Annotated in this window: 16 protein-coding genes; 11 read left to right on the top strand and 5 right to left on the bottom strand. The window is 67.0% G+C overall.

What is annotated here, in order from left to right; genetic code table 11:
• Positions 1–45: 45 nt before the first annotated feature.
• Positions 46–1,344, top strand: coding sequence for a putative hydroxymethylpyrimidine transporter CytX (cytX, locus tag RTW82_RS14910; protein ID WP_316925553.1), 1,299 nt, complete (start codon positions 46–48; stop codon positions 1,342–1,344).
• Here cytX and RTW82_RS14905 read toward each other — a convergent pair.
• A complete protein-coding gene (locus tag RTW82_RS14905) occupies positions 1,301–2,023 on the bottom strand; it encodes an RsiV family protein (RefSeq protein WP_410478806.1) in 723 nt (240 codons plus the stop codon). The two genes, cytX and RTW82_RS14905, sit on opposite strands and share 44 nt — an antisense overlap.
• Before the next feature lie 200 nt (positions 2,024–2,223).
• Here RTW82_RS14905 and RTW82_RS14900 point away from each other — a divergent pair, with 200 nt between their 5' ends.
• The 9 genes from RTW82_RS14900 to RTW82_RS14860 all read left to right on the top strand — a co-directional run bounded on the left by RTW82_RS14900 (position 2,224) and on the right by RTW82_RS14860 (position 11,450).
• Positions 2,224–2,841, top strand: coding sequence for an NUDIX domain-containing protein (locus RTW82_RS14900; protein WP_184490551.1), 618 nt, complete (start codon positions 2,224–2,226; stop codon positions 2,839–2,841).
• Positions 2,832–3,284: a DUF1249 domain-containing protein gene (locus RTW82_RS14895; RefSeq protein ID WP_021219768.1), complete on the top strand. Its 453-nt coding sequence runs from the start codon at positions 2,832–2,834 to the stop codon at positions 3,282–3,284. Before RTW82_RS14900 ends, RTW82_RS14895 begins: the two co-directional genes overlap by 10 nt.
• 95 nt (positions 3,285–3,379) lie before the next feature.
• Positions 3,380–4,219 (top strand): 3',5'-cyclic-AMP phosphodiesterase, encoded by an 840-nt coding sequence (gene cpdA, locus RTW82_RS14890; protein ID WP_184490550.1) that lies wholly within the window; start codon positions 3,380–3,382, stop codon positions 4,217–4,219.
• Between the two features lie 59 nt (positions 4,220–4,278).
• Positions 4,279–4,896: a YqiA/YcfP family alpha/beta fold hydrolase gene (locus tag RTW82_RS14885; RefSeq protein ID WP_316925551.1), complete on the top strand. Its 618-nt coding sequence runs from the start codon at positions 4,279–4,281 to the stop codon at positions 4,894–4,896.
• Between the two features lie 12 nt (positions 4,897–4,908).
• On the top strand, positions 4,909–6,807 hold the full coding sequence (gene parE, locus RTW82_RS14880; protein WP_316925550.1) for a DNA topoisomerase IV subunit B: 1,899 nt from the start codon (positions 4,909–4,911) through the stop codon (positions 6,805–6,807).
• Positions 6,804–7,787, top strand: a complete 984-nt coding sequence (locus tag RTW82_RS14875; RefSeq protein ID WP_316925549.1) for an esterase-like activity of phytase family protein — start codon at positions 6,804–6,806, stop codon at positions 7,785–7,787. Before parE ends, RTW82_RS14875 begins: the two co-directional genes overlap by 4 nt.
• Positions 7,784–8,308, top strand: a complete 525-nt coding sequence (locus tag RTW82_RS14870; protein WP_316925548.1) for a TIGR02281 family clan AA aspartic protease — start codon at positions 7,784–7,786, stop codon at positions 8,306–8,308. Before RTW82_RS14875 ends, RTW82_RS14870 begins: the two co-directional genes overlap by 4 nt.
• Before the next feature lie 7 nt (positions 8,309–8,315).
• Positions 8,316–10,580 carry a DNA topoisomerase IV subunit A gene (gene parC, locus RTW82_RS14865; RefSeq protein ID WP_316925547.1) on the top strand — a complete coding sequence of 755 codons (2,265 nt, stop codon included), beginning with the start codon at positions 8,316–8,318 and terminating at the stop codon, positions 10,578–10,580.
• Between the two features lie 165 nt (positions 10,581–10,745).
• On the top strand, positions 10,746–11,450 hold the full coding sequence (locus RTW82_RS14860; protein WP_316925546.1) for a PqiC family protein: 705 nt from the start codon (positions 10,746–10,748) through the stop codon (positions 11,448–11,450).
• A 77-nt stretch (positions 11,451–11,527) separates the two neighbouring features.
• On the opposite strand, the gene RTW82_RS14855 is transcribed toward RTW82_RS14860, so the two are convergent.
• Positions 11,528–12,067 (bottom strand): metal-dependent hydrolase, encoded by a 540-nt coding sequence (locus RTW82_RS14855; RefSeq protein WP_263403782.1) that lies wholly within the window; start codon positions 12,065–12,067, stop codon positions 11,528–11,530.
• Positions 12,068–12,091: 24 nt separating this feature from the next.
• The gene (locus tag RTW82_RS14850) at positions 12,092–13,630 is read right to left on the bottom strand and encodes an AhpA/YtjB family protein (RefSeq protein WP_316925545.1); all 1,539 of its coding nucleotides are present in this window, start codon (positions 13,628–13,630) and stop codon (positions 12,092–12,094) included.
• Positions 13,631–13,763: 133 nt separating this feature from the next.
• Between RTW82_RS14850 and serB the strand changes: the two genes are divergently transcribed.
• Positions 13,764–14,978 (top strand): phosphoserine phosphatase SerB, encoded by a 1,215-nt coding sequence (serB, locus tag RTW82_RS14845; protein ID WP_043242384.1) that lies wholly within the window; start codon positions 13,764–13,766, stop codon positions 14,976–14,978.
• 63 nt (positions 14,979–15,041) lie between these two features.
• Here the strand turns inward: serB and RTW82_RS14840 are convergent, their stop codons facing one another.
• Positions 15,042–17,111 (bottom strand): EAL domain-containing protein, encoded by a 2,070-nt coding sequence (locus RTW82_RS14840; protein ID WP_316925544.1) that lies wholly within the window; start codon positions 17,109–17,111, stop codon positions 15,042–15,044.
• Positions 17,112–17,174: 63 nt separating this feature from the next.
• Positions 17,175–18,998 (bottom strand): molecular chaperone, encoded by a 1,824-nt coding sequence (locus RTW82_RS14835; protein WP_316925543.1) that lies wholly within the window; start codon positions 18,996–18,998, stop codon positions 17,175–17,177.
• Between the last annotated feature and the right edge of the window lie 15 nt (positions 18,999–19,013).

Here is a 19,013-nt window from a genome sequence, read left to right as displayed (position 1 = left end):
AATGTGCCGGGCCTTCTGCGTTCAACCTTCAGGGCCTTCGTCATCGTGACCACTCCCAGCTACTCGCCGACCCTGCCGGTTCCCGCCGGCCAGCGCGTATTCGGCGCGCGTGATCTGTTCTCCCTCTGGTTCTCCCTCGGCGTCGGCCTGATGGTGCTGCAGCTCGGCGCGCTGCTGGCGCCGGGGCTCGGCCTGGCCGGCTCACTGGCGGCCATCGCCTGCGGCACCGCCGTTGGCGTGTTGTTGCTGGGCGCTGCTGCGGTGATCGGCAGCGACACCGGCCTCTCCGCCATGGGCACCCTCGGCCTTGCCCTGGGCAAGCGCGGCGCAGTGCTGCCGGCGCTGCTCAACCTCCTGCAGCTGGTGGGGTGGGGCGCATTCGAAATCATCGTCATGCGCGATGCCGCCAGCCTGCTGGCCGGCCGTGCCTGGGGCGAGGGCAGCGCCTTGGCCTCGCCGGCGCTCTGGACCCTGTTCTTCGGCGCCCTGGCCACCCTGCTGGCGGTAACCGGCCCGCTCACCTTCGTGCGCCGCGTGCTGCGCAAGTGGGGCATCTGGCTGCTGCTGGGCGCCTGCATCTGGCTGACCTGGAACCTGTTCGACAAGGCCGACCTGGGCGCCATCTGGGCGCGTAGCGGCGACGGCTCGCTGCCCTTCGCACTGGGCTTCGACATCGCCATCGCCATGCCGCTGTCCTGGCTGCCGCTGATCGCCGACTACTCGCGTTTCGGCAAGCGCGCACGCAATGTGTTCGGCGGCACCGCCCTGGGCTTCTTCCTCGGCAACTTCTGGCTGATGAGCCTGGGCGTCGCCTACACCCTGGCCTTCGCCCCGAGCGGCGAGGTCAACGCACTGTTGCTGGCACTGGCCGGTGCCGGCCTGGGCATCCCGCTGCTGCTGATCCTGCTGGACGAGTCGGAGAACGCCTTCGCCGACATCCATTCGGCGGCGGTTTCCAGCGGCATCCTGGTGCCGGTGAAGGTGGAGCACCTGGCCCTGGCCATCGGCGCGCTGTGCACCTTGATCGCCTGGTTCGCGCCGCTGGCCGAGTACCAGAACTTCCTGCTGCTGATCGGCTCGGTGTTCGCGCCGCTGTTTGGCGTGGTGCTGGTGGATCACTTCGTGCTGCGTCGCCGTCGCGAGGAGCTGGCACCGCGCCGGGCCCTGCGTTGGGACACGCTGACCGCCTGGGCCTGCGGTGTGACCGTCTACCACCTGCTGGCGAACTTCATGCCCGAGGTGGGCGCCACCCTGCCGGCGCTGCTACTGGCCGGCGGGCTGCAGTTCGTGCTGGGCTCCCTCAGCCGCGGCCGGGGAAGTATTGCGGCTTCAGTATCCCGTTGAGTTGCGGGTAGGGGATGGTCAGCTCCGGGTGCCCGCCGGCGTAGGGCGCGATGCTGTAGACGTCGTACTTGAGCAGCAGCGCGCCACGGCCGAGGGCGATGTGCTCGGTGCGCTGGAAGGGCCAGGTGCTCGCGTATTCCGGATCCTGGTCCAGCTTGTTGGCGACCAGCCAACGCTGGTGGGCCTGCTCGGCGAGCTTCCAGAACTCGGCTTCCTGGCCGGGGATGAGCATGTCGCGCAGGGTCAGCACCTTGTCCAGCGTGCGGTCGTAGTTGATCAGGCCGCGCCCGGGCATGCCGTGGGCGCCGCCGGTGGCCAGGTAGCTGGACAGTTCGATGATGGTCAATTGGTCACGTTGTTCACGCACCTTGGCTTGCAGGTAGCTGGCCCAGCCCGGTTCGGCGCGTTGCAGGAAGTCCTTTTCGTAGGACTGCAGGGAGGCCGGCAGCGGTGCATCCGGTGCGTCGGCGGTCATGCGCAGCAGGCGCTGGGTCACCAGTTCGCTGAGCTGCGGGTGATCGGGAAAGCTGATGACGTCGATGTTCACCAGCGGGCAGCTGTCGCCCTGGCAACCGGGCTTGAGGTGCTCCCAGGCATCGCGCTTGACGGCCAGGCCGCTGTCGCCGGGCGTCAGGGCCTGGCAGGCGCCGAGGAGGAGGGCGAAGCCGAGAAGGAGCAGTTTCTTGTGCATCGGGATTGAATTCGTCATCGGGTGGGGAGTCGTTATGGATTGCGAGCTTCGACTGCCTGGTGCGGTTCGAGTTCGCTCGCGGGGGGCCATGATCCCAGCCGCGAATCCATCTGCAAAGAGGCTGCGCAAGGCGAGTCGCCAGAGTAGGATGCGCGAAAAGCGGGACCATCAGATCGAGTGAGACGCAGATGATAGATACCTTCAAACCCGGACCGGACGCGGTCGAGATCATCAAGCGCGAAGAATGCTTCCGTGGCTTCTATCGCCTGGATCGCCTGCACCTGCGTCATCGCCAGTTCTCCGGGGAGATGGGGCCGACCCTCAGCCGCGAGCTCTTCGTGCGCCACGATGCCGTGTGCGTGCTGCCCTACGACCCGCAACGCGACCAGGTGGTGCTGATCGAGCAGTTCCGCGTCGGCGCCATGCAGAAAAGTGCCAACCCCTGGATGCTGGAGCTGGTGGCCGGGCTGATCGACAAGGACGAGGAGCCGGATGAGGTGGCCCGCCGTGAGGCCGTCGAGGAGGCCGACCTGACGCTGACGTCGTTGTGGCCGATCACCGCCTATTATCCTTCTCCAGGGGGATCGGACGAATTCGTGCATCTCTACGTCGGGCGCTGCGACAGCGGCGCTGCCGGTGGCGTGCACGGTCTGGCGGAAGAGGGCGAGGACATCCGCGTCCACGTGCTGTCCTTCGCCGATGCCCTGGCCGCGCTGCGCGACGGCCGGATCATCAACGCCGCCGCCATCATCGCCCTGCAATGGCTGGCACTGAACCGGGATGAAGTTCGGGGGATGTGGACGTGAATCTGTTGCGCGATCGCTACCGGGTGGACCTCGTCGGGCTGCAAGCGGCCTGCGAGGCGAACTATGCCCGGCTGATGCGATTGCTGCCGCACATGCGCGAAGCCCAGTCTTCGCGCCGCGTGGCCCTCAGCCAGGGCGAACGCCTGGTGGGGGTGCTGGCGCTGGATGTGGTCGAAGCCTGCCCCTACACCACCACGCTCAAGGTGCGCCAGGAGCTCAGCCTGCCCTGGCTGCCGTCCCCGCAGCTGGAGGTGCGCGTCTACCACGATGCGCGCATGGCCGAGGTGGTCAGCGCCGAGAATGCCCGGCGCCTGCGCAGCTTCTACCCCTACCCGAACGCCGATATGCACCAGCCCGACGAGAAGAGCCAGCTCAACCTTTTCCTCGGTGAATGGCTCAGCCATTGCCTGGCCTGTGGCCACGAACTGGAACCCGTGCTTTAGAAAATCCGCCCCCTGCCGATTTCCTGGCGCTCGCTAATGTGATCCAGTCCCGGTTCTCGGGTTTACCGTTTCACGCCTGAACCACCATAATTCACATGATTTCGCCCAAGGAGACCGCCTTGTCGAGCGCGTCCACTCTCGCCATTGATTCATCGGTGCTGCTGGTGCAGCTTTCCGATAGTCATCTATTTGCCGAAGAGGACGGACGACTCCTGGGCATGAATACCTCCGACAGCCTGCAGCGGGTGATCGAGCGGGTACTGGAAGAACAGCCACGCATCGACCTGGTGCTGGCCACCGGCGACCTGTCCCAGGATGGCAGCATCGAGTCCTACGAGCGCTTTCGCGATCTGTGCTCGGTAATCCCCGCCAACAGCCGCTGGTTCCCCGGCAACCATGATGAAGTCCAGGTGATGGAGCAGGTCTGTGCCGGCACCGACCTGCTCGAACCGATCATCGACTTCCCGGCGTGGCGCGTGGTGTTGCTGGATTCCACCATCAGCGGTGCCGTGCCCGGGCACATGCCGCCGGAACAGCTGGAGCTGCTGGAGCGCGCCGTGAGCGAGGCGCCGGACAAGCATGTGCTGATCAGCTTCCACCATCACCCGGTGCCCATCGGCTGCCGCTGGATGGACCCGATCGGCGTACGCAACCCGGATGCCCTGTTCACCGTGCTGGACCGCTTCCCCCAGGTGCGCGCCGTGCTCTGGGGCCATGTGCATCAGGAGTTCGACCAGATGCGCAAGGGCGTGCGCCTGCTGGCGTCGCCTTCCACCTGCGTGCAGTTCGCGCCGGGCAGCGAGGAGTTCCAGGTCGACACCGAGGCGCCGGGCTACCGCTGGCTGCGCCTGCGGGACGACGGCGTGCTGGAAACCGGCGTGTCGCGGGTGACCGGTATCGACTTCGAAGTGGATTACAGCGTCAAAGGTTATTGACCTTCGCGCTGCGGCACGGCAAGAAGTACAGCTTGCCCGCCAGACTTGCAGGATGCCGCGTGTCGACCGAACAACCCTCCCTTCTCTATATCCACGGCTTCAATAGCTCGCCCGAGTCGCAGAAGGCGCGCCAGCTCAGCGCGCTCATGCAGCGCCTGGGCCTGGTCGAGCGGCTGCGTGTGCCGGCCCTGCACCACCAGCCGCGCGAGGCCATCGCGCAACTCGAGGAGGCCCTGGCCGCGCTGGGTCGGCCGACGCTGGTAGGCAGCTCCCTGGGCGGCTACTATGCGACCCACCTGGCCGAGCGGCACGGGCTCAGGGCCGTCCTGATCAACCCGGCGGTGGCCCCGCACCGGTTGTTCGATGGCCAACTGGGACCGCAGAAGAACTATTACAGCGGCGAGACCTGGGAGCTGACGCAGGCGCATGTGGATGCCCTGGCCGAGCTCGAGGTACCGCCCCCGCAGGACCCGGCCCGCTACCAGGTGTGGTTGCAGACGGCCGACGAAACCCTGGATTACCGCCATGCCGAGCGCTACTACCGCGCCTGCGCCCTGCGCATCGAGGCCGGTGGCGACCATGGTTTCCAGCAATTCCCTGCCCACCTGCCGGCCTTGCTGGCGTACGCCGGTTTTCCCGCCCAGTTATGGCGTGATATCGACTTTTCCACCCTTTGACGAAGAGACCCCATGGCCCAGCAGAACGCTTATAACGCAGACGCCATCGAAGTCCTTTCCGGCCTCGACCCGGTGCGCAAGCGCCCGGGCATGTACACCGACACCAGCCGGCCCAACCACCTGGCCCAGGAAGTCATCGACAACAGCGTCGACGAGGCCCTGGCCGGGCACGCCAAGAGCGTGCAGGTGATCCTCCATGAGGACAACTCGCTGGAAGTGATCGACGACGGCCGCGGCATGCCGGTGGACATCCACCCCGAAGAGGGCGTGCCCGGTGTCGAGCTGATCCTCACCAAGCTCCACGCGGGCGGCAAGTTCTCCAACAAGAACTACCAGTTCTCCGGCGGCCTGCACGGCGTGGGCATCTCGGTGGTGAACGCCCTCTCGACCCAGGTCGAGGTACGGGTCAAGCGCGATGGCAGCGAATACCGCATGACCTTCGCCGACGGCTTCAAGTCCAGCGACCTGGAAGTGATCGGCAGCGTCGGCAAGCGCAACACCGGCACCAGCGTGCATTTCTGGCCCGACGCCAAGTATTTCGATTCGCACAAGTTCTCCGTCAGCCGCCTCAAGCACGTGCTCAAGGCCAAGGCCGTGCTCTGCCCGGGCCTCTCGGTGACCTTCGAGGACAAGGCCAGCGGCGAGCGCATCGAGTGGCACTACGAAGACGGCCTGCGCTCCTACCTGGTCGATGCCGTCAGCGAGTTCCAGCGCCTGCCGGACGAGCCCTTCATCGGCAACCTGGCCGGTGACAAGGAGGCTGTGGACTGGGCCCTGCTGTGGTTGCCCGAGGGCGGCGAATCCCTGCAGGAAAGCTACGTCAACCTGATTCCCACCGCCCAGGGCGGCACCCATGTGAACGGCCTGCGCCAGGGCCTGCTGGATGCCATGCGCGAGTTCTGCGAATTCCGCAACCTGCTGCCCCGTGGCGTCAAGCTGGCCCCGGAAGACGTCTGGGAGCGCATCGCCTTCGTCCTCTCGATGAAGATGCAGGACCCGCAATTCTCCGGCCAGACCAAGGAGCGCCTGTCCTCCCGCGAGGCCGCCGCCTTCGTCGGTGGCGTGGTCAAGGATGCCTTCAGCCTCTGGCTCAACGCTCACCCGGAGCTGGGGCTGCAACTGGCGGAGCTGGCCATCAGCAACGCCGGGCGTCGCCTCAAGGCGGGCAAGAAGGTCGAGCGCAAGAAGATCACCCAGGGCCCCGCATTGCCGGGCAAGCTGGCCGACTGTGCCGGCCAGGACCCGATGCGTTCCGAGCTGTTCCTGGTGGAGGGTGACTCCGCCGGCGGCTCGGCCAAACAGGCCCGCGACAAGGAGTTCCAGGCGATCATGCCGCTGCGCGGCAAGATCCTGAACACCTGGGAAGTGGATGGCGGCGAAGTGCTCGCCAGCCAGGAAGTGCACGACATCGCCGTGGCCATCGGCGTCGACCCGGGCACCCCGGACGTCGCCCAGCTGCGCTACGGCAAGATCTGCATCCTCGCCGACGCCGACTCCGACGGCCTGCACATCGCCACCCTGCTGTGCGCGCTGTTCGTCCGCCACTTCCGCCCGCTGGTGGAAGCCGGGCACGTCTACGTGGCCATGCCGCCGCTGTACCGCATCGACCTGGGCAAGGAAATCTACTACGCCCTGGACGACGCCGAGCGTGACGGCATCCTCGACCGCCTGGCGGCCGAGAAGAAGCGCGGCAAGCCCCAGGTCACCCGATTCAAGGGCCTGGGCGAGATGAACCCGTTGCAGCTGCGCGAAACCACCATGGACCCGAACACCCGCCGCCTGGTGCAACTGACCCTGGAAGACGGCGAGGGTACCCACGAGATGATGGACATGCTGCTGGCGAAGAAGCGCGCCAGCGACCGCAAGTCCTGGCTGGAATCCAAGGGCAACCTGGCCGAGGTCCTGGCGTGAAGGCGAGCTTCCTTCTCGCCCTGCTGCTGGTCGCCTCGCCTCTCTGGGCCGCGTCGCCTATCGAGGAGCTCAAGCTCAGTGCCGAGTACCCGGTGGAGGGTGTCGCCGAAGGCAACCTTTCCGGCATCGCGCTTTGCGGCAAGGAGCTGCTGGTGGTGTCCGACCGGATCGACGACCGTCTGTTCCACCTGACGGCGGTCGACGGCGTGATGCGTGCGGAGGCCGAACTCTTCGCCGCGCCGCCGCCGCCCGAGAGCGGTTTGCCCTGGGGCGTGCGTGCGCGCACCTGGGCGATGAACCTGGTGCGTGGCAACGAGCTGGATTTCGAAGGCATCACCTGTGACGCCGCCGGCAATCGCTACCTGGTCAGCGAAGCCCATGCTGCCGTGCTGCAGGTGAACGCCGTGGGCAACGCCGAGTGGCTGCGCCTCTCCGCAAGCCTGGTTCGCCAGGCGCGCGCCAGCGGCATGCTGCTGCACTTCAATGCGTTGCTGGAAGGCATCGCCATCGACCCGGCTGGCGAGCGCCTGTGGCTGGCGGCCGAGCGTGAGCGCCGCGGCCTGATGGTGCTGCACAAGAAGCCGTCCACCTGGGCGTGCGCCGGTGGTTGCGTGCTGTTCAGCGAGGCCGGCGAGGACATCCCTCCGCCCGACCTGGGCCGGGCCGTGCCCATGTCCAAGGACTTCTCCGACCTGGCGCTGCACAAGGGCAAGCTGTTCACCCTGGAGCGCCACGCCCACCGCATCTGCCGCCGCGACCCGGCCAAGGGCAGCGTCGAGCGGTGCTGGTCCTTCGCTGCCGAGGCGCTCACGCCGCCTCGCCGTTATGAGGTCGATTGGGGCCTGGCGGAAGGGTTGTGGGTGGACGCCGACGGCGCCTGGATCGTCCTCGACAACGGCGGCAAGGCCCGCGCCGATGGTGAGCAGCGGCCCATCGTCTGGCGCTTCGCCAAACCCACTGGAGGCTGGGAAGCGCCATGAGTGAGCAAGCGCCGGGCAAGCGCGCGGGGAGGGTCATGCTGATCCTCGCCTGGGGCATCGCCATGCTCCTGGCCACGCACTTCTTCGGTCGCTGGGAAGATGGCCAGCGCAACCCCAACCAGGTGCCCGAGTCCGTACGCGGCGACGGCTATGTGGAAGTGCGCCTGGCCAGCAGCCGCCAGGGCCATTACCTGATGAATGGGCGCATCGACGGCCAGCAGGTGACCTTCCTGCTGGATACCGGTGCCACCGCCGTGGCGGTGCCCGAAGCCCTGGCCGGCGAACTGGGCCTGGAGCCCGGCGAACCCATCACCCTGAGTACCGCGAACGGCCGCAGCAGCGGCCATCGCACCCGGCTGCGCGAGCTGCAGCTGGGGGAGATCGTCCTCGCCGACGTGCCCGCGATCATCGCCCCGGGCATGGACGGCGACGAGGTGCTGCTCGGCATGAGCGCCCTCAAACAACTCGAATTCACCCAGCGCGACGGCACCCTGGTGCTGCGCCAACACATGTCACCGTGAGGCACGCATGAGCGAACCCCTCGATCTGAGCCTGGAAGGCGTGGAGCGCCGCTCCCTCGCCGAGTTCACCGAACAGGCCTATCTCAACTATTCCATGTACGTGATCATGGACCGCGCCCTGCCGCACATCGGCGACGGCCTCAAGCCCGTGCAGCGGCGCATCGTCTATGCCATGGGCGAGCTGGGCCTGGACGCCGACTCCAAGCACAAGAAGTCGGCGCGTACCGTCGGCGACGTGCTCGGCAAGTTCCACCCCCATGGCGATTCGGCCTGCTACGAGGCCATGGTGCTGATGGCCCAGCCCTTCAGCTACCGCTACACGCTGGTGGATGGCCAGGGCAACTGGGGTGCGCCGGACGACCCCAAATCCTTCGCCGCCATGCGTTATACCGAGGCGCGCCTGTCGCGCTACTCCGAAGTGCTGCTCACCGAGCTGGGCCAGGGCACCGTGGACTGGGGCCCGAACTTCGACGGCACCCTGAACGAGCCGCTGGTACTGCCGGCACGCCTGCCGAACATCCTGCTCAACGGCACCACCGGCATCGCCGTGGGCATGGCCACCGACGTGCCGCCGCACAACCTGCGTGAAGTCGCCGCTGCCTGCGTGCGCCTGCTGGACGAGCCGAAGGCCACCGTCGAGCAGCTGTGCGAGCACATCCCCGGGCCGGACTACCCGACCGAGGCGGAAATCATCACGCCGCGTGCCGACCTGCTGAAGATCTACGAGACCGGTCGTGGCTCGGTGCGCATGCGCGCGGTGTACCAGATCGAGGATGGCGACATCGTCGTCACCGCGCTGCCGCACCAGGTCTCCGGCGCCAAGGTGCTGGAGCAGATCGCCGCGATGATGCAGGCCAAGCCCTCCAAGGCGCCGCAGATCGCCGACCTGCGTGACGAGTCCGACCACGAGAACCCCTGCCGCATCGTGATCATCCCCACCAGCAGCCGGGTGGATCACGAAGCGCTGATGCAGCACCTGTTCGCCAGCACCGATCTCGAGTCCACCTACCGGGTGAACATCAACATCATCGGCCTGGACGGCAAACCCCAGGTCAAGGACCTGCGCACCCTGCTCACCGAGTGGCTGACCTTCCGCGTCGGCACCGTGCGCCGGCGCCTGCAGTTCCGCCTGGACAAGGTGGAGCATCGCCTGCACCTGCTGGAAGGTCGCCTGATCGCCTTCCTCAACCTCGACGAAGTGATCCGCATCATCCGCACCGAGGACCAGCCCAAGCCGGTGCTGATGGAGCGCTTCGGGCTCACCGAAGTCCAGGCCGAGTACATCCTCGAGACCCGCCTGCGCCAACTGGCCCGCCTGGAGGAGATGCAGATCCGCGGCGAGCAGGAAGAACTCGCCAAGGAGCGCGACAAGCTCCTGGCCCTGCTGGGCAGCGAGACCAAGCTGAAGAAGCTGGTGCGCAAGGAAATCCTCGAGGACGCCGAGAAGTACGGCGACGACCGCCGTTCGCCCATCGTCGCCCGCGCCGAGGCCAAGGCCCTCACCGAGCACGACCTGCTGCCGAACGAGAAGGTCACCGTGGTGCTCTCCGAGAAGGGCTGGGTGCGTTCGGCCAAGGGCCACGAGATCGACGCCACCAGCCTGTCCTACAAGGCCGGCGACGAATTCAAGGCCGCCGCCCCGGGGCGCTCCAACCAGTACGCGGTGTTCATCGACTCCACCGGCCGCAGCTATTCGCTGGCGGCCCATACCCTGCCGTCCGCCCGTGGCCAGGGCGAGCCGCTGACCGGCCGCCTGACCCCGCCGCCGGGTGCGACCTTCGAGTGCGTGCTGTTGCCCGAGGACGATGCGCTCTACGTGATCGCCTCGGACGCCGGCTACGGCTTCGTGGTCAAGGGCGAGGACCTGCAGGCCAAGAACAAGGCTGGCAAGGCCCTGGTCAGCCTGCCCGCCGGCGCCCGGGTGGTTGCGCCGCGCCCGCTCACCAGCCTCGAAGAAGACTGGCTGGCGGCGGTGACCACCGAAGGCCGCCTGCTGCTGTTCAAGGTCGCCGACCTGCCACAGCTGGCCAAGGGCAAGGGCAACAAGATCATCGGCATCCCCGGCGATCGCGTGGCCAGCCGCGAGGAATACCTGACCGACCTGGCGGTTTTGCCGGCCGGCGCTACGCTGGTGCTCCAGGCCGGCAAGCGCACCCTTTCGCTCAAGGCCGACGACCTGGAGCACTACAAGGGCGAGCGTGGTCGCCGTGGCAACAAGCTGCCGCGTGGCTTCCAGCGCGTCGATGCGCTGCAGGTCGAGGTGCAGGGCTGAGCCTGCACCTGCCGCTCGTCGGCTGCCATTCGACGCACGAGGCTGGAGTCATCCGTCACATTGGCGGATGATATGTCCCCTCGGGCCGAACGCGGTTGTGGCGGGCGCCCCGAACGTCAATGAATCCGATTGCGGGTCGCCGTGCGGCGGCCCTGGGTGAGAAAGATGAAACGTCTTCCCTTGTTGGCGCTGCTGACCAGCCTTCTGGGCCTGGGCGGTTGCGTTCACAACGCGCCGGTACCCATGTACCAGCTCGACAGCGGCACCGCCGAACTGCCGGACCAGTCCGCCGGCATGGCCGTGCTGCTCGGGCCGGTTTCGGTTGCCGACTACCTGCAGCGCGAAACCCTCCTGCAACGCCAGCCCGACGGCAGCCTAACCGCCTCCACCGATGGTCGCTGGGCCGGCAGCCTGGCCGGTGACATCGACCAGCTCCTGCTGCGCCAGCTGTCCTGGCGCCTGGACAGCCAGCGCCTGGTCCTGGCCCCCGCCAACCCCGGCTTCACGCCCGAGATCCAGGTGCTGCTGAGCATCAGCCGCCTCGATTCCGGTCCCCAGCGCCCTGCGGTGCTGGAAGCCCAGTGGCGCGTGCTGGACAAGGCCGGCCAGCTGCGTGACAGCCGCCTGGTGCGCCTGGAACAGCCCCACAGCGGTACCGCCGCCGACCAGGTGCGCGCCCAGAGCCAACTGCTGCAACAACTGGCCGAGCAACTGGCCGGTGCGGTCAAGCCCCTCGCCGGCCAGCCCGCCGCTGCCGCCGAAGAGCCGCGCAAGGCCACTGCCGCCCCGGCACGTGCCCGTGAGCCCGCTCCGCCGAAGATCCCCATGGCGGCCCCGGTGCGCACCGATGTGGAAGTGTTCCGCTTCTGATCGCCGCAGATGCACGAAAAAGCCCGCTTGATGCGGGCTTTTTCATGGGCTGCGAATTGTGCTGATCAGCCGGGCGTTCACTCGGCGCGGCGCTTGCCGAACAGGCGTCGCAGGCCGAAGCCGCCGAGAGCCAGGACCAGGCAGGGCAGGCCCACCCAGCGTGCTTCGGAGAGCAGCACGTCCAGGCCGCGCTGGGTGAAGAAACCACCGATGAAGGGCGACACCTCGATGGGACGCCAGGGCAGGAAGTAGCGCTGCAGGTCCCAGGGCCAGAACCAGGCCACGCCCAGGCCGCCGTCGGTCAGGGCGTCCAGCAGGCTGTGGCTGAGGGTCGAGAGCCCGACGAACAGGCCGGCTTTCAGCGGGCCGCAGCGCAGCAGCGGGGCGATCAGGGCGCCGAACAGGGCGCAGCAGCCGGCGAACAGCAGCGAATGGCTGAAGCCCCGGTGGCCGAAGGCGTCGGCGTAGGCGATGCCCAGCTTGAAGGCGGCGACGTCGGCGTCCGGCAGGCAGGCGAAGAACAGCCCGGCCAGGAGCAGGCGCGGCGGGATCACGCGGCTGCCGAGGGCGATGCCCACCGCGAGGACGGGCAGGGGATGGGTGATCAGGGTGGTCATGGCGCCTTCCTTGGCGCCGGGGGCTCAGCGGCGCCCGGCGTCGTGCATGCGGGCCAGCTGGCGTTCCAGCAGCGAGGGGTAGGGATCCAGCAGGCGTTCGACGCAGCAGGCGCCTTCCGGGCTGGCGATGGGGCGTACACGGGCACGCTGGCGCACCAGGCCGTCGTCGGCGATGGCGCGTTCCACCAGCAGCAGGTTGCGGCTGTGCTGGCTCAGCGCCAGGGCGTTCTGGGTGGTGTCATCCAGCAGCAGGTCGCCCTGGCCTAGGCCGGCGAGGCTGTCGCCGAGGGTCAGGCCGAGCTGCAGCTGCAAGGTGATGCCACTGTCGGCCACTTCGATCTGCAGGGCGTGGCCGAGGGCACGCAGCAGCTCGCCGCAGCAGAGCGCGTGGGTCAGGTGGTCCTCACCGCTGTCGGCACTGTGGAACAGCATCAGGCTGCTGCCATCGTTGAGGGTGTGCAGTTCGCTCTGGTAGAGCTGGGCGGCCTGGTCGAGGCAGTCACGGTAGCGTTGCAGCAGGTCCAGCAGGCGGGTGCGGGGCAGGCGGCGCAGTTGGTCCTGGGCGCCCAGCTGGACCGCCAGCACGGCGCTGCGATGCAGCTCGTCGCGCGCTTCGGGCTCGGCTTCCGGCTCCGGGGTCGCCACGACGGGCCGCGCTTCCTCGCGCGGACGCAGGTCGGCGAAGGGGTCGTCCTCGTCCGGGGTGAACAGGCGGCTGGGGCGCTCTTCCTCGACGGCGTCGCTGTCGTAGCTGTCATCGCGCAGGTCGCGGATCTCGAAGGCCGGCTCGTCGTCCTGCTCTTCGGGGAAGTCTTCTTCCTCGTCCAGGTACTGTTCTTCGATCTCGGGTTCCGGCTCGGGCTCGGGCTTCTCCGGCACCAGGCGTGCCTGCAGCTGGCGGGCAAGGTCGCCGATTTCGTCCTGGCGGCCAGCGCCGGGTGCGGGGTCGTCCGGGTCGCGCAGCCACACCCGTAGTTGCAGCAGCGGCGTGGAGATGTGCCGGCCGAGGCGCAGGCTGAGGGACAGCGCCAGGGCCAGGAGGATGAGGCTGAGCAGGCCCATGCTCTGCAGGCTGATGGTCATGGGCTGCTGGAACTGCTGCATGTCCAGGCTCAGGCGCAGGTGCCCGGCTATCACTTCCTGGAAGGTGATGGGCGTGGAATACAACCCTTCGACCTCACCCAGCAGGCCCTGCTTCGGGCGCGAGCCGGCTTCGGCGAGGATGCGGTTGTCCACGCTGTAGATGGCCGCATGGGCCACCAGGGGGTTCTTCACCAGATTATTGAGCAGCACGTTGAGGCTGAGGATGTCGTTGGACACCAGCAGCTCGGTGGCGGAAGCGGCGGTCTGCGCGGTCAGGCTCTGGCCCAGGGCGTCGGCCTGCTGCTGCATCGCCTGCTTGAACTGCATGCCCATCACCCAGGCGTAGATCACCAGGGCCAGGGCTACCAGCAGGAGGCTGTGGCTGGCGATGCGCAAGGCGATCGGCACACGGCGCTGGCGCAGGGCGTGGAAGATCAGCAGGAAGAAGTTGTCGGGTTTGACGGGCGTAGGCCGGTTCACAGAGCTCGGCTCTTCTCGGACGGAATTGTGGCGCAGTATAACGGCGCCCCCTAGCAGGGCAAAGCGCCCGGCATGCTCGTCAGACCGTGAAAGTGGGTAGAATGTGCGCCTTTTCCACTGCGGGAGGTGCGCCTTGCGCGAAATAGTCCTGATCAACATCACCGGGGAAGACCGTCCCGGCCTCACCGCCGCGATTACCGGTGTACTCGCACAGGGCGGGGTGAACATCCTCGACATCGGCCAGGCGGTCATCCACGACACCCTGTCGTTCGGCATCCTGGTGGAGATCCCCGATACCGAGCAGGCTTCCTCCGTGCTCAAGGACGTGCTTTTCACGGCCTACAAGCTGGACCAGCAGGTGCGTTTCACCCCGGTTTCCGAGGAGGATTACCAGGTGTGGGTCGGTGGCCAGGGCAAGCCCCGGCACATGGTGACCCTGCTGACCCGCAAGGTCACCGCCGAGCAACTGCAGCGCGTCAGCGCCATCACCGCCAAGTACGGCCTGAACATCGACCATATCGATCGCCTGTCCGGGCGCATGCCGCTGGACATGCCGGCGAGCCAGGGCAAGGGCTGCATCGAGTTTTCCGTGCGCGGCGAGCCGGCCGACCCGGTGGCGCTGCGTGCCGAATTCCTCAGCGTGGCCCAGGAGCTGAACGTCGACATCGCCTTCCAGCGCGACTCGGTGTTCCGCCGCAACCGCCGCCTGGCGGTGTTCGACATGGATTCCACGCTGATCGAGGCCGAGGTGATCGACGAGCTGGCCAAGGCCGCCGGCGTCGGCGAGCAGGTGGCAGAAATCACCGAGCGCGCCATGCGCGGCGAGCTGGATTTCCGTGCCAGCTTCAAGGAACGCCTGGCGCTGCTCAAGGGCCTCTCCGAGGACGTGCTGGAAGAGATCGGCGCCTCGCTGCGCTTGACCGAAGGCGCCGAGACCCTGTTCGCCGAGCTCAAGCGCCTCGGCTACAAGACCGCGATTCTCTCTGGTGGCTTCAGCTACTTCGCCAAGCAGCTGCAGGCCAAGCTGGGTATCGACTACGTGTTCGCCAACGAGCTGCAGATCGAGGACGGCAAGCTCACTGGCGTGGCCGTCGAGCCGATCGTCGATGCCCAGCGCAAGGCCGACCTGCTGCGTGAGCTGGCGGAGAAGGAAGGGCTGCGCCTGGAGCAGACCATCGCCGTGGGCGATGGCGCCAACGACCTGCCGATGCTGGCCCTGGCGGGCCTGGGCGTGGCCTTCCGTGCCAAGCCGCTGGTCAAGCAGTCGGCCAAGCAGGCCATCTCCACCCTGGGGCTGGATGGCATCCTCTACCTGCTGGGCTTCCGCGACCGCGACGGCCTGGAGTGAGTGCTGCTTGAACGAGAAAGCCGCCCGAGGGCGGCTTTTTCTTTGGGCGGTTGGAAAGGCGGCTTATTCGTCGCCGGACGAGAAGTCGTAGTCCATCGACTGGCTCGGGCCCTGCAGGTAGTAGCCCTGGATGTAGTTGACCCCGGCCTGCCAGAGGGTGGCCAGGACACTGGCGCTCTCGACATAGGGCACGATGGTCAGCTTGGCCTGGGAGTGCAGGCTGGCGAGCAGGGTCTTCAGCGCTTCCTGGCTTTCCGACTTGCTCAGGTCCTGGGTGAAGGAGCCATCCACTTTCACGAAGTCGATGTTCAGGTGCTTGAGCGTGTTGAACGGGTTGAGCGCGCAACCGAACTGGCTCAGGGCGACCTGGCAATGCAGCTCGGCGAGGCCCTGGGTCAGTGCCTTGGCCTGCTTCAGGTAGGCGATGGCGTCCGGCTCGCTGAACTGGAAGATCAGCGCATCGGACGGCAGGCGTGCGGCCTTGAGGGCGACGCTGAGCCACGGTAGCAGGGTCTGGTCCTGCAGGCTGACGCCGGACAGGTGCACGAACAGGCGTGTGCTGTGGCCCTTGGAGCGGTGCTCGGACAGCAGCTTGATGGAGTTGAGGATCACCCAGCGGTCGATCTTCTCGGCCAACCCGGCTTCCCGCGCCGCGCCGAGGAAGTCGGCTGGCGGTACTTCGTCGCCCTGGGGGCTGAGCAGGCGCAGGAGGACTTCGTAGTGTTCGAAGTTGTCGCCGCGCAGGCTGATGATCGGCTGGAACAGCAGGCGGAAGCTGTTGTTCTCCAGGGCCTGCTGGACCATGGCCACCAGGCTGCCGCGGTTGGCGGCGGCGGCCAGTTCGCTGGCCGGGTTGTACAGGCGCACTTCGTTGCCGTCGGTGATCTCGTCCGCGCAGCGATGGGCGCGATCGATCACTTCCTGGGCCTTGGGCGTGGTTTCGTTGAGGCCGGCGACACCGATGGACAGGCTGAACTGCACGGTGCGGCCGCTGACGTCGAACAGGTGGCCTTCGACCTTCTTCAGCAGCGTACCCAGGCCTTCGCGGGCCTGCTCCGGGGTGATGCCCGGTTGCAGCACGCTGAACACGTCGTCACCGAAGCGCGCCAGTTGGGCGTCGGCCGGGAAGTGGGCGCGCAGCAGGTTGGCCAGGTCGGTGAGCAGCAGGTCGCTGCCGGCGATGCCGACATCCGCCTGCAGGCCGGAGTAGCGGTCGACGCGGATGTAGGCGAGGGAGGCGGGCTGGCCGGCATTCACCGCGCGGTCGGCGGCGGCGTCCATCAGCTCGCTGAAGTGGTTGCGGTTGTAGAGGCCGGTGACCAGGTCCTGGCTGCTGATCTCGCGCAGCTTCTCTTCCAGCTCGGCGCTGGCCGTTTCCGCGCGGATCACCACCTGGATGCAGGGCTCGCCGTCATAGGTGGCGGGGGAGAAGCTCATGCGCGCCTGGAAGCTCTGGCCGTCGACCTTGGCGCCCGAGCAGGTCAGCTCGGCGCTGCCGTCGCCACTGCGGTAGTTCTTGAGGAAGTCCTTGAACACCACCTGGTCGCAGCTGGCGATCAGGTCGATCATCGGCATGCCTTCCAGCTCTTCCGCATCCTCGTAGCCGAACATCTCGACATAGGCGCGGTTGGCGTAGATGTGCATGCCGTCGTGGACGTAGGTGATGGCGTCCACCGAGCTGTCCAGCAACAGCTGGCAGCGCTTCTCCGCTTCACGCAGGCTCACTTCGGCGGCGCGGCGGGAGCGGCGTTCTTCGAGGTTGGCCAGTTCGCGGTTGGCGACCAGTACCAGGCGCTCGTCCTCGCCCTGGGGCAGGGCATCCTGGGCGCCGAGGGCCAAGGCTTCGGTGATCAGGTCCGAGTCGTTCTCCGTCACCAGCTGGATGAAGGGAATGTCCTTGGCCTGACGACGAATGGCATTGAGGGCTTCGCCAGGGGAGAGGTTGTCACTCTCGGGGGCGGCGATGAGCAGGTCCCAGCTCTGCTGGAGGACCTCGGCGAGGTCATCGCTGGAGACGAGGCGATGCACGCGGGTCGCACGACCCGAGTTGCGAAACAGGCTGACCAGGCGCTCGGCTTCGTTCTGCGAGTCTTCCAGGATCAGCAGACGGATGGTTTTCTTTTCGATTGCCATGGCGTGTGCTTAGACCGCGCCGAACGGGCGCTAATAGGCGACAAATGGTGATGGCACGGGAATCTACAGCGACTTCCAGAGGGAGTCAAAATCTTCCTCCCCGGCAGTGCTTTGCTCGCTGGAAGCTGTGACGGGCTTCCCGGGATTCTCGCTTTCCTGCTCGAACGCGCGGTATTCGAACTGGTTGAAACTGCCGGTGGTGGTCTGGCGGCTGGTGAGCACGGCGCGACGTTCCTTGCCGTGGATATTGATCTGCACCTTGTTGCCTTCCTGGAAGGGCAGGCGCGGGGTGATCAGGGTAGCCGGGCGCGAGATGGCGCTGATTTCCGGCAGCAGCAGGGCGCGCAGGTAATGGCTGTGCTGGTCGGCCTTGCGCAGCAGCTGCAGGCCACAGGCCTGGGCGTGGGGGGCGATCAGTTCGATGCCCATCTGCGTGCCGCCACCGCGGACCTGGCGGATCCAGCGCACCACGGCAACGCTCCAGCCCTGGCCGGGGGCGTCCTGCACACCCAGGAGCTCGCCGGCCTGCAACTGGCTGGGGACTTCCTTGGGCCAGCTCAGGCAGTAACCGCCCGGGCTGTGGTTGACGATGGTCAGGGCGAAGGTCGGGTAGCTCTCTGCGCTGGGGGCTGCTGCGGCGTGCTGCGGCGAGGTGTCGCCGCTGACCACGGGCTTGCTGTACTGGATCTCTTCGTAGGGCAGGCCGGCTTCCCAGTTCTGGTTGGGTTGGGCGTCGAAGGCGTTGCCCCAGATATCGCCCTCGTCCTTGTTGATCGGCTTGAACACGGCCTGGCCGACTTCGACCGGGAGCTTGAGGATTTCGCTGAACGGCTTGCTGCCGGAGATGAAGAAGTGCAGGGCGCTCATGCCGATGCACAGGGTCAGGGTGCCGCGGCCCGGGTTGCGCTGGAAGGTGCGCTCGGAAATGTCGCCCCACGCGGAGCTGAGGTGCTGCAGCAGGTCCAGGGTGATGCCTTCGGGAACCTGCAGGCGCGCCTTGTCACGGCTTTCGTTGGGCAGCAGCAGGTATTCCTTGATCGCGTCCACCAGCGGCAGCGGGTCGATGCCCAGCAGGTTGGGCAGCTCGCTGTCCTGGAACAGCGACTTGTAGCGCGGCGGGCCATCCACCTGGGTGGCGACGGCGAACAGCGTGGTCGGTTCGTTGCCGCGCTGAAGCCTTACCAGGCCACTCCAGGGCTCCAGTACTTCGGCAAGGCGGGCGATGTTGTTCTGGCGCATCTGGTTGCAGCGCGAGCAGCCCAGCAGCAGGGCCACGAGGTAGGTCTGCTCGACGCTCAGGCCTTCGGTGTGACGGGCCAGGTTGTCGCGGATGATGGCGCGCTGGACTTGGCGGGAGACGGCAATCTGGTAGAGCTGATGCAGCTCCAGCCACAGGCCTTCGGGCACGGGGCAGTAGAGCTGGCTGGCGCGGATCAGTGCACCGTTGAGGCTGTGCATGGCCCGCTGCAGGGCGATGGTCAGCAGTTGCGCGCCTTCCTTGGACTGGCGCGACGATTCCTGGGCAACGATCTGCTTGTAGCCGATGGCCAGGTGGTTCTGCAGGGCCTGGCAGAGGTTGGCGACCTTGCGCGGTCGCTCGTCGAGGACGATGGCCTGGTTGAGGAAGTGACGCTCCAGGTGCTGGCAGACGTAGTAGACCTCGGGGCGCAGCAGTTCGAGCAACTGCAGGCGGTTTTCACTGGCGGTGACGAGCTGGTTGAGCTCCACGAGGGCCTGGTAGAGCTGGCGCGCGGTCTCGCCGAGGTTGGCCTTGGGCAGTCCGGAAATCCAGCGTTTCAGATCACGCGGGGAGGCATCGCAGAAGGACAGGCTCTGCTTGTTCGGAGTAGGAACACGCAATAACAGGTGGGGACTCTGTTTGTCCATGTAGCTCGAATACTC

It is taken from the genome of Pseudomonas sp. zfem005, assembly GCF_032621735.1.
GTDB classification, from domain to species: Bacteria; Pseudomonadota; Gammaproteobacteria; order Pseudomonadales; family Pseudomonadaceae; genus Metapseudomonas; species Metapseudomonas solani.
This window is presented reverse-complemented; position numbering and strand designations above follow the sequence as displayed.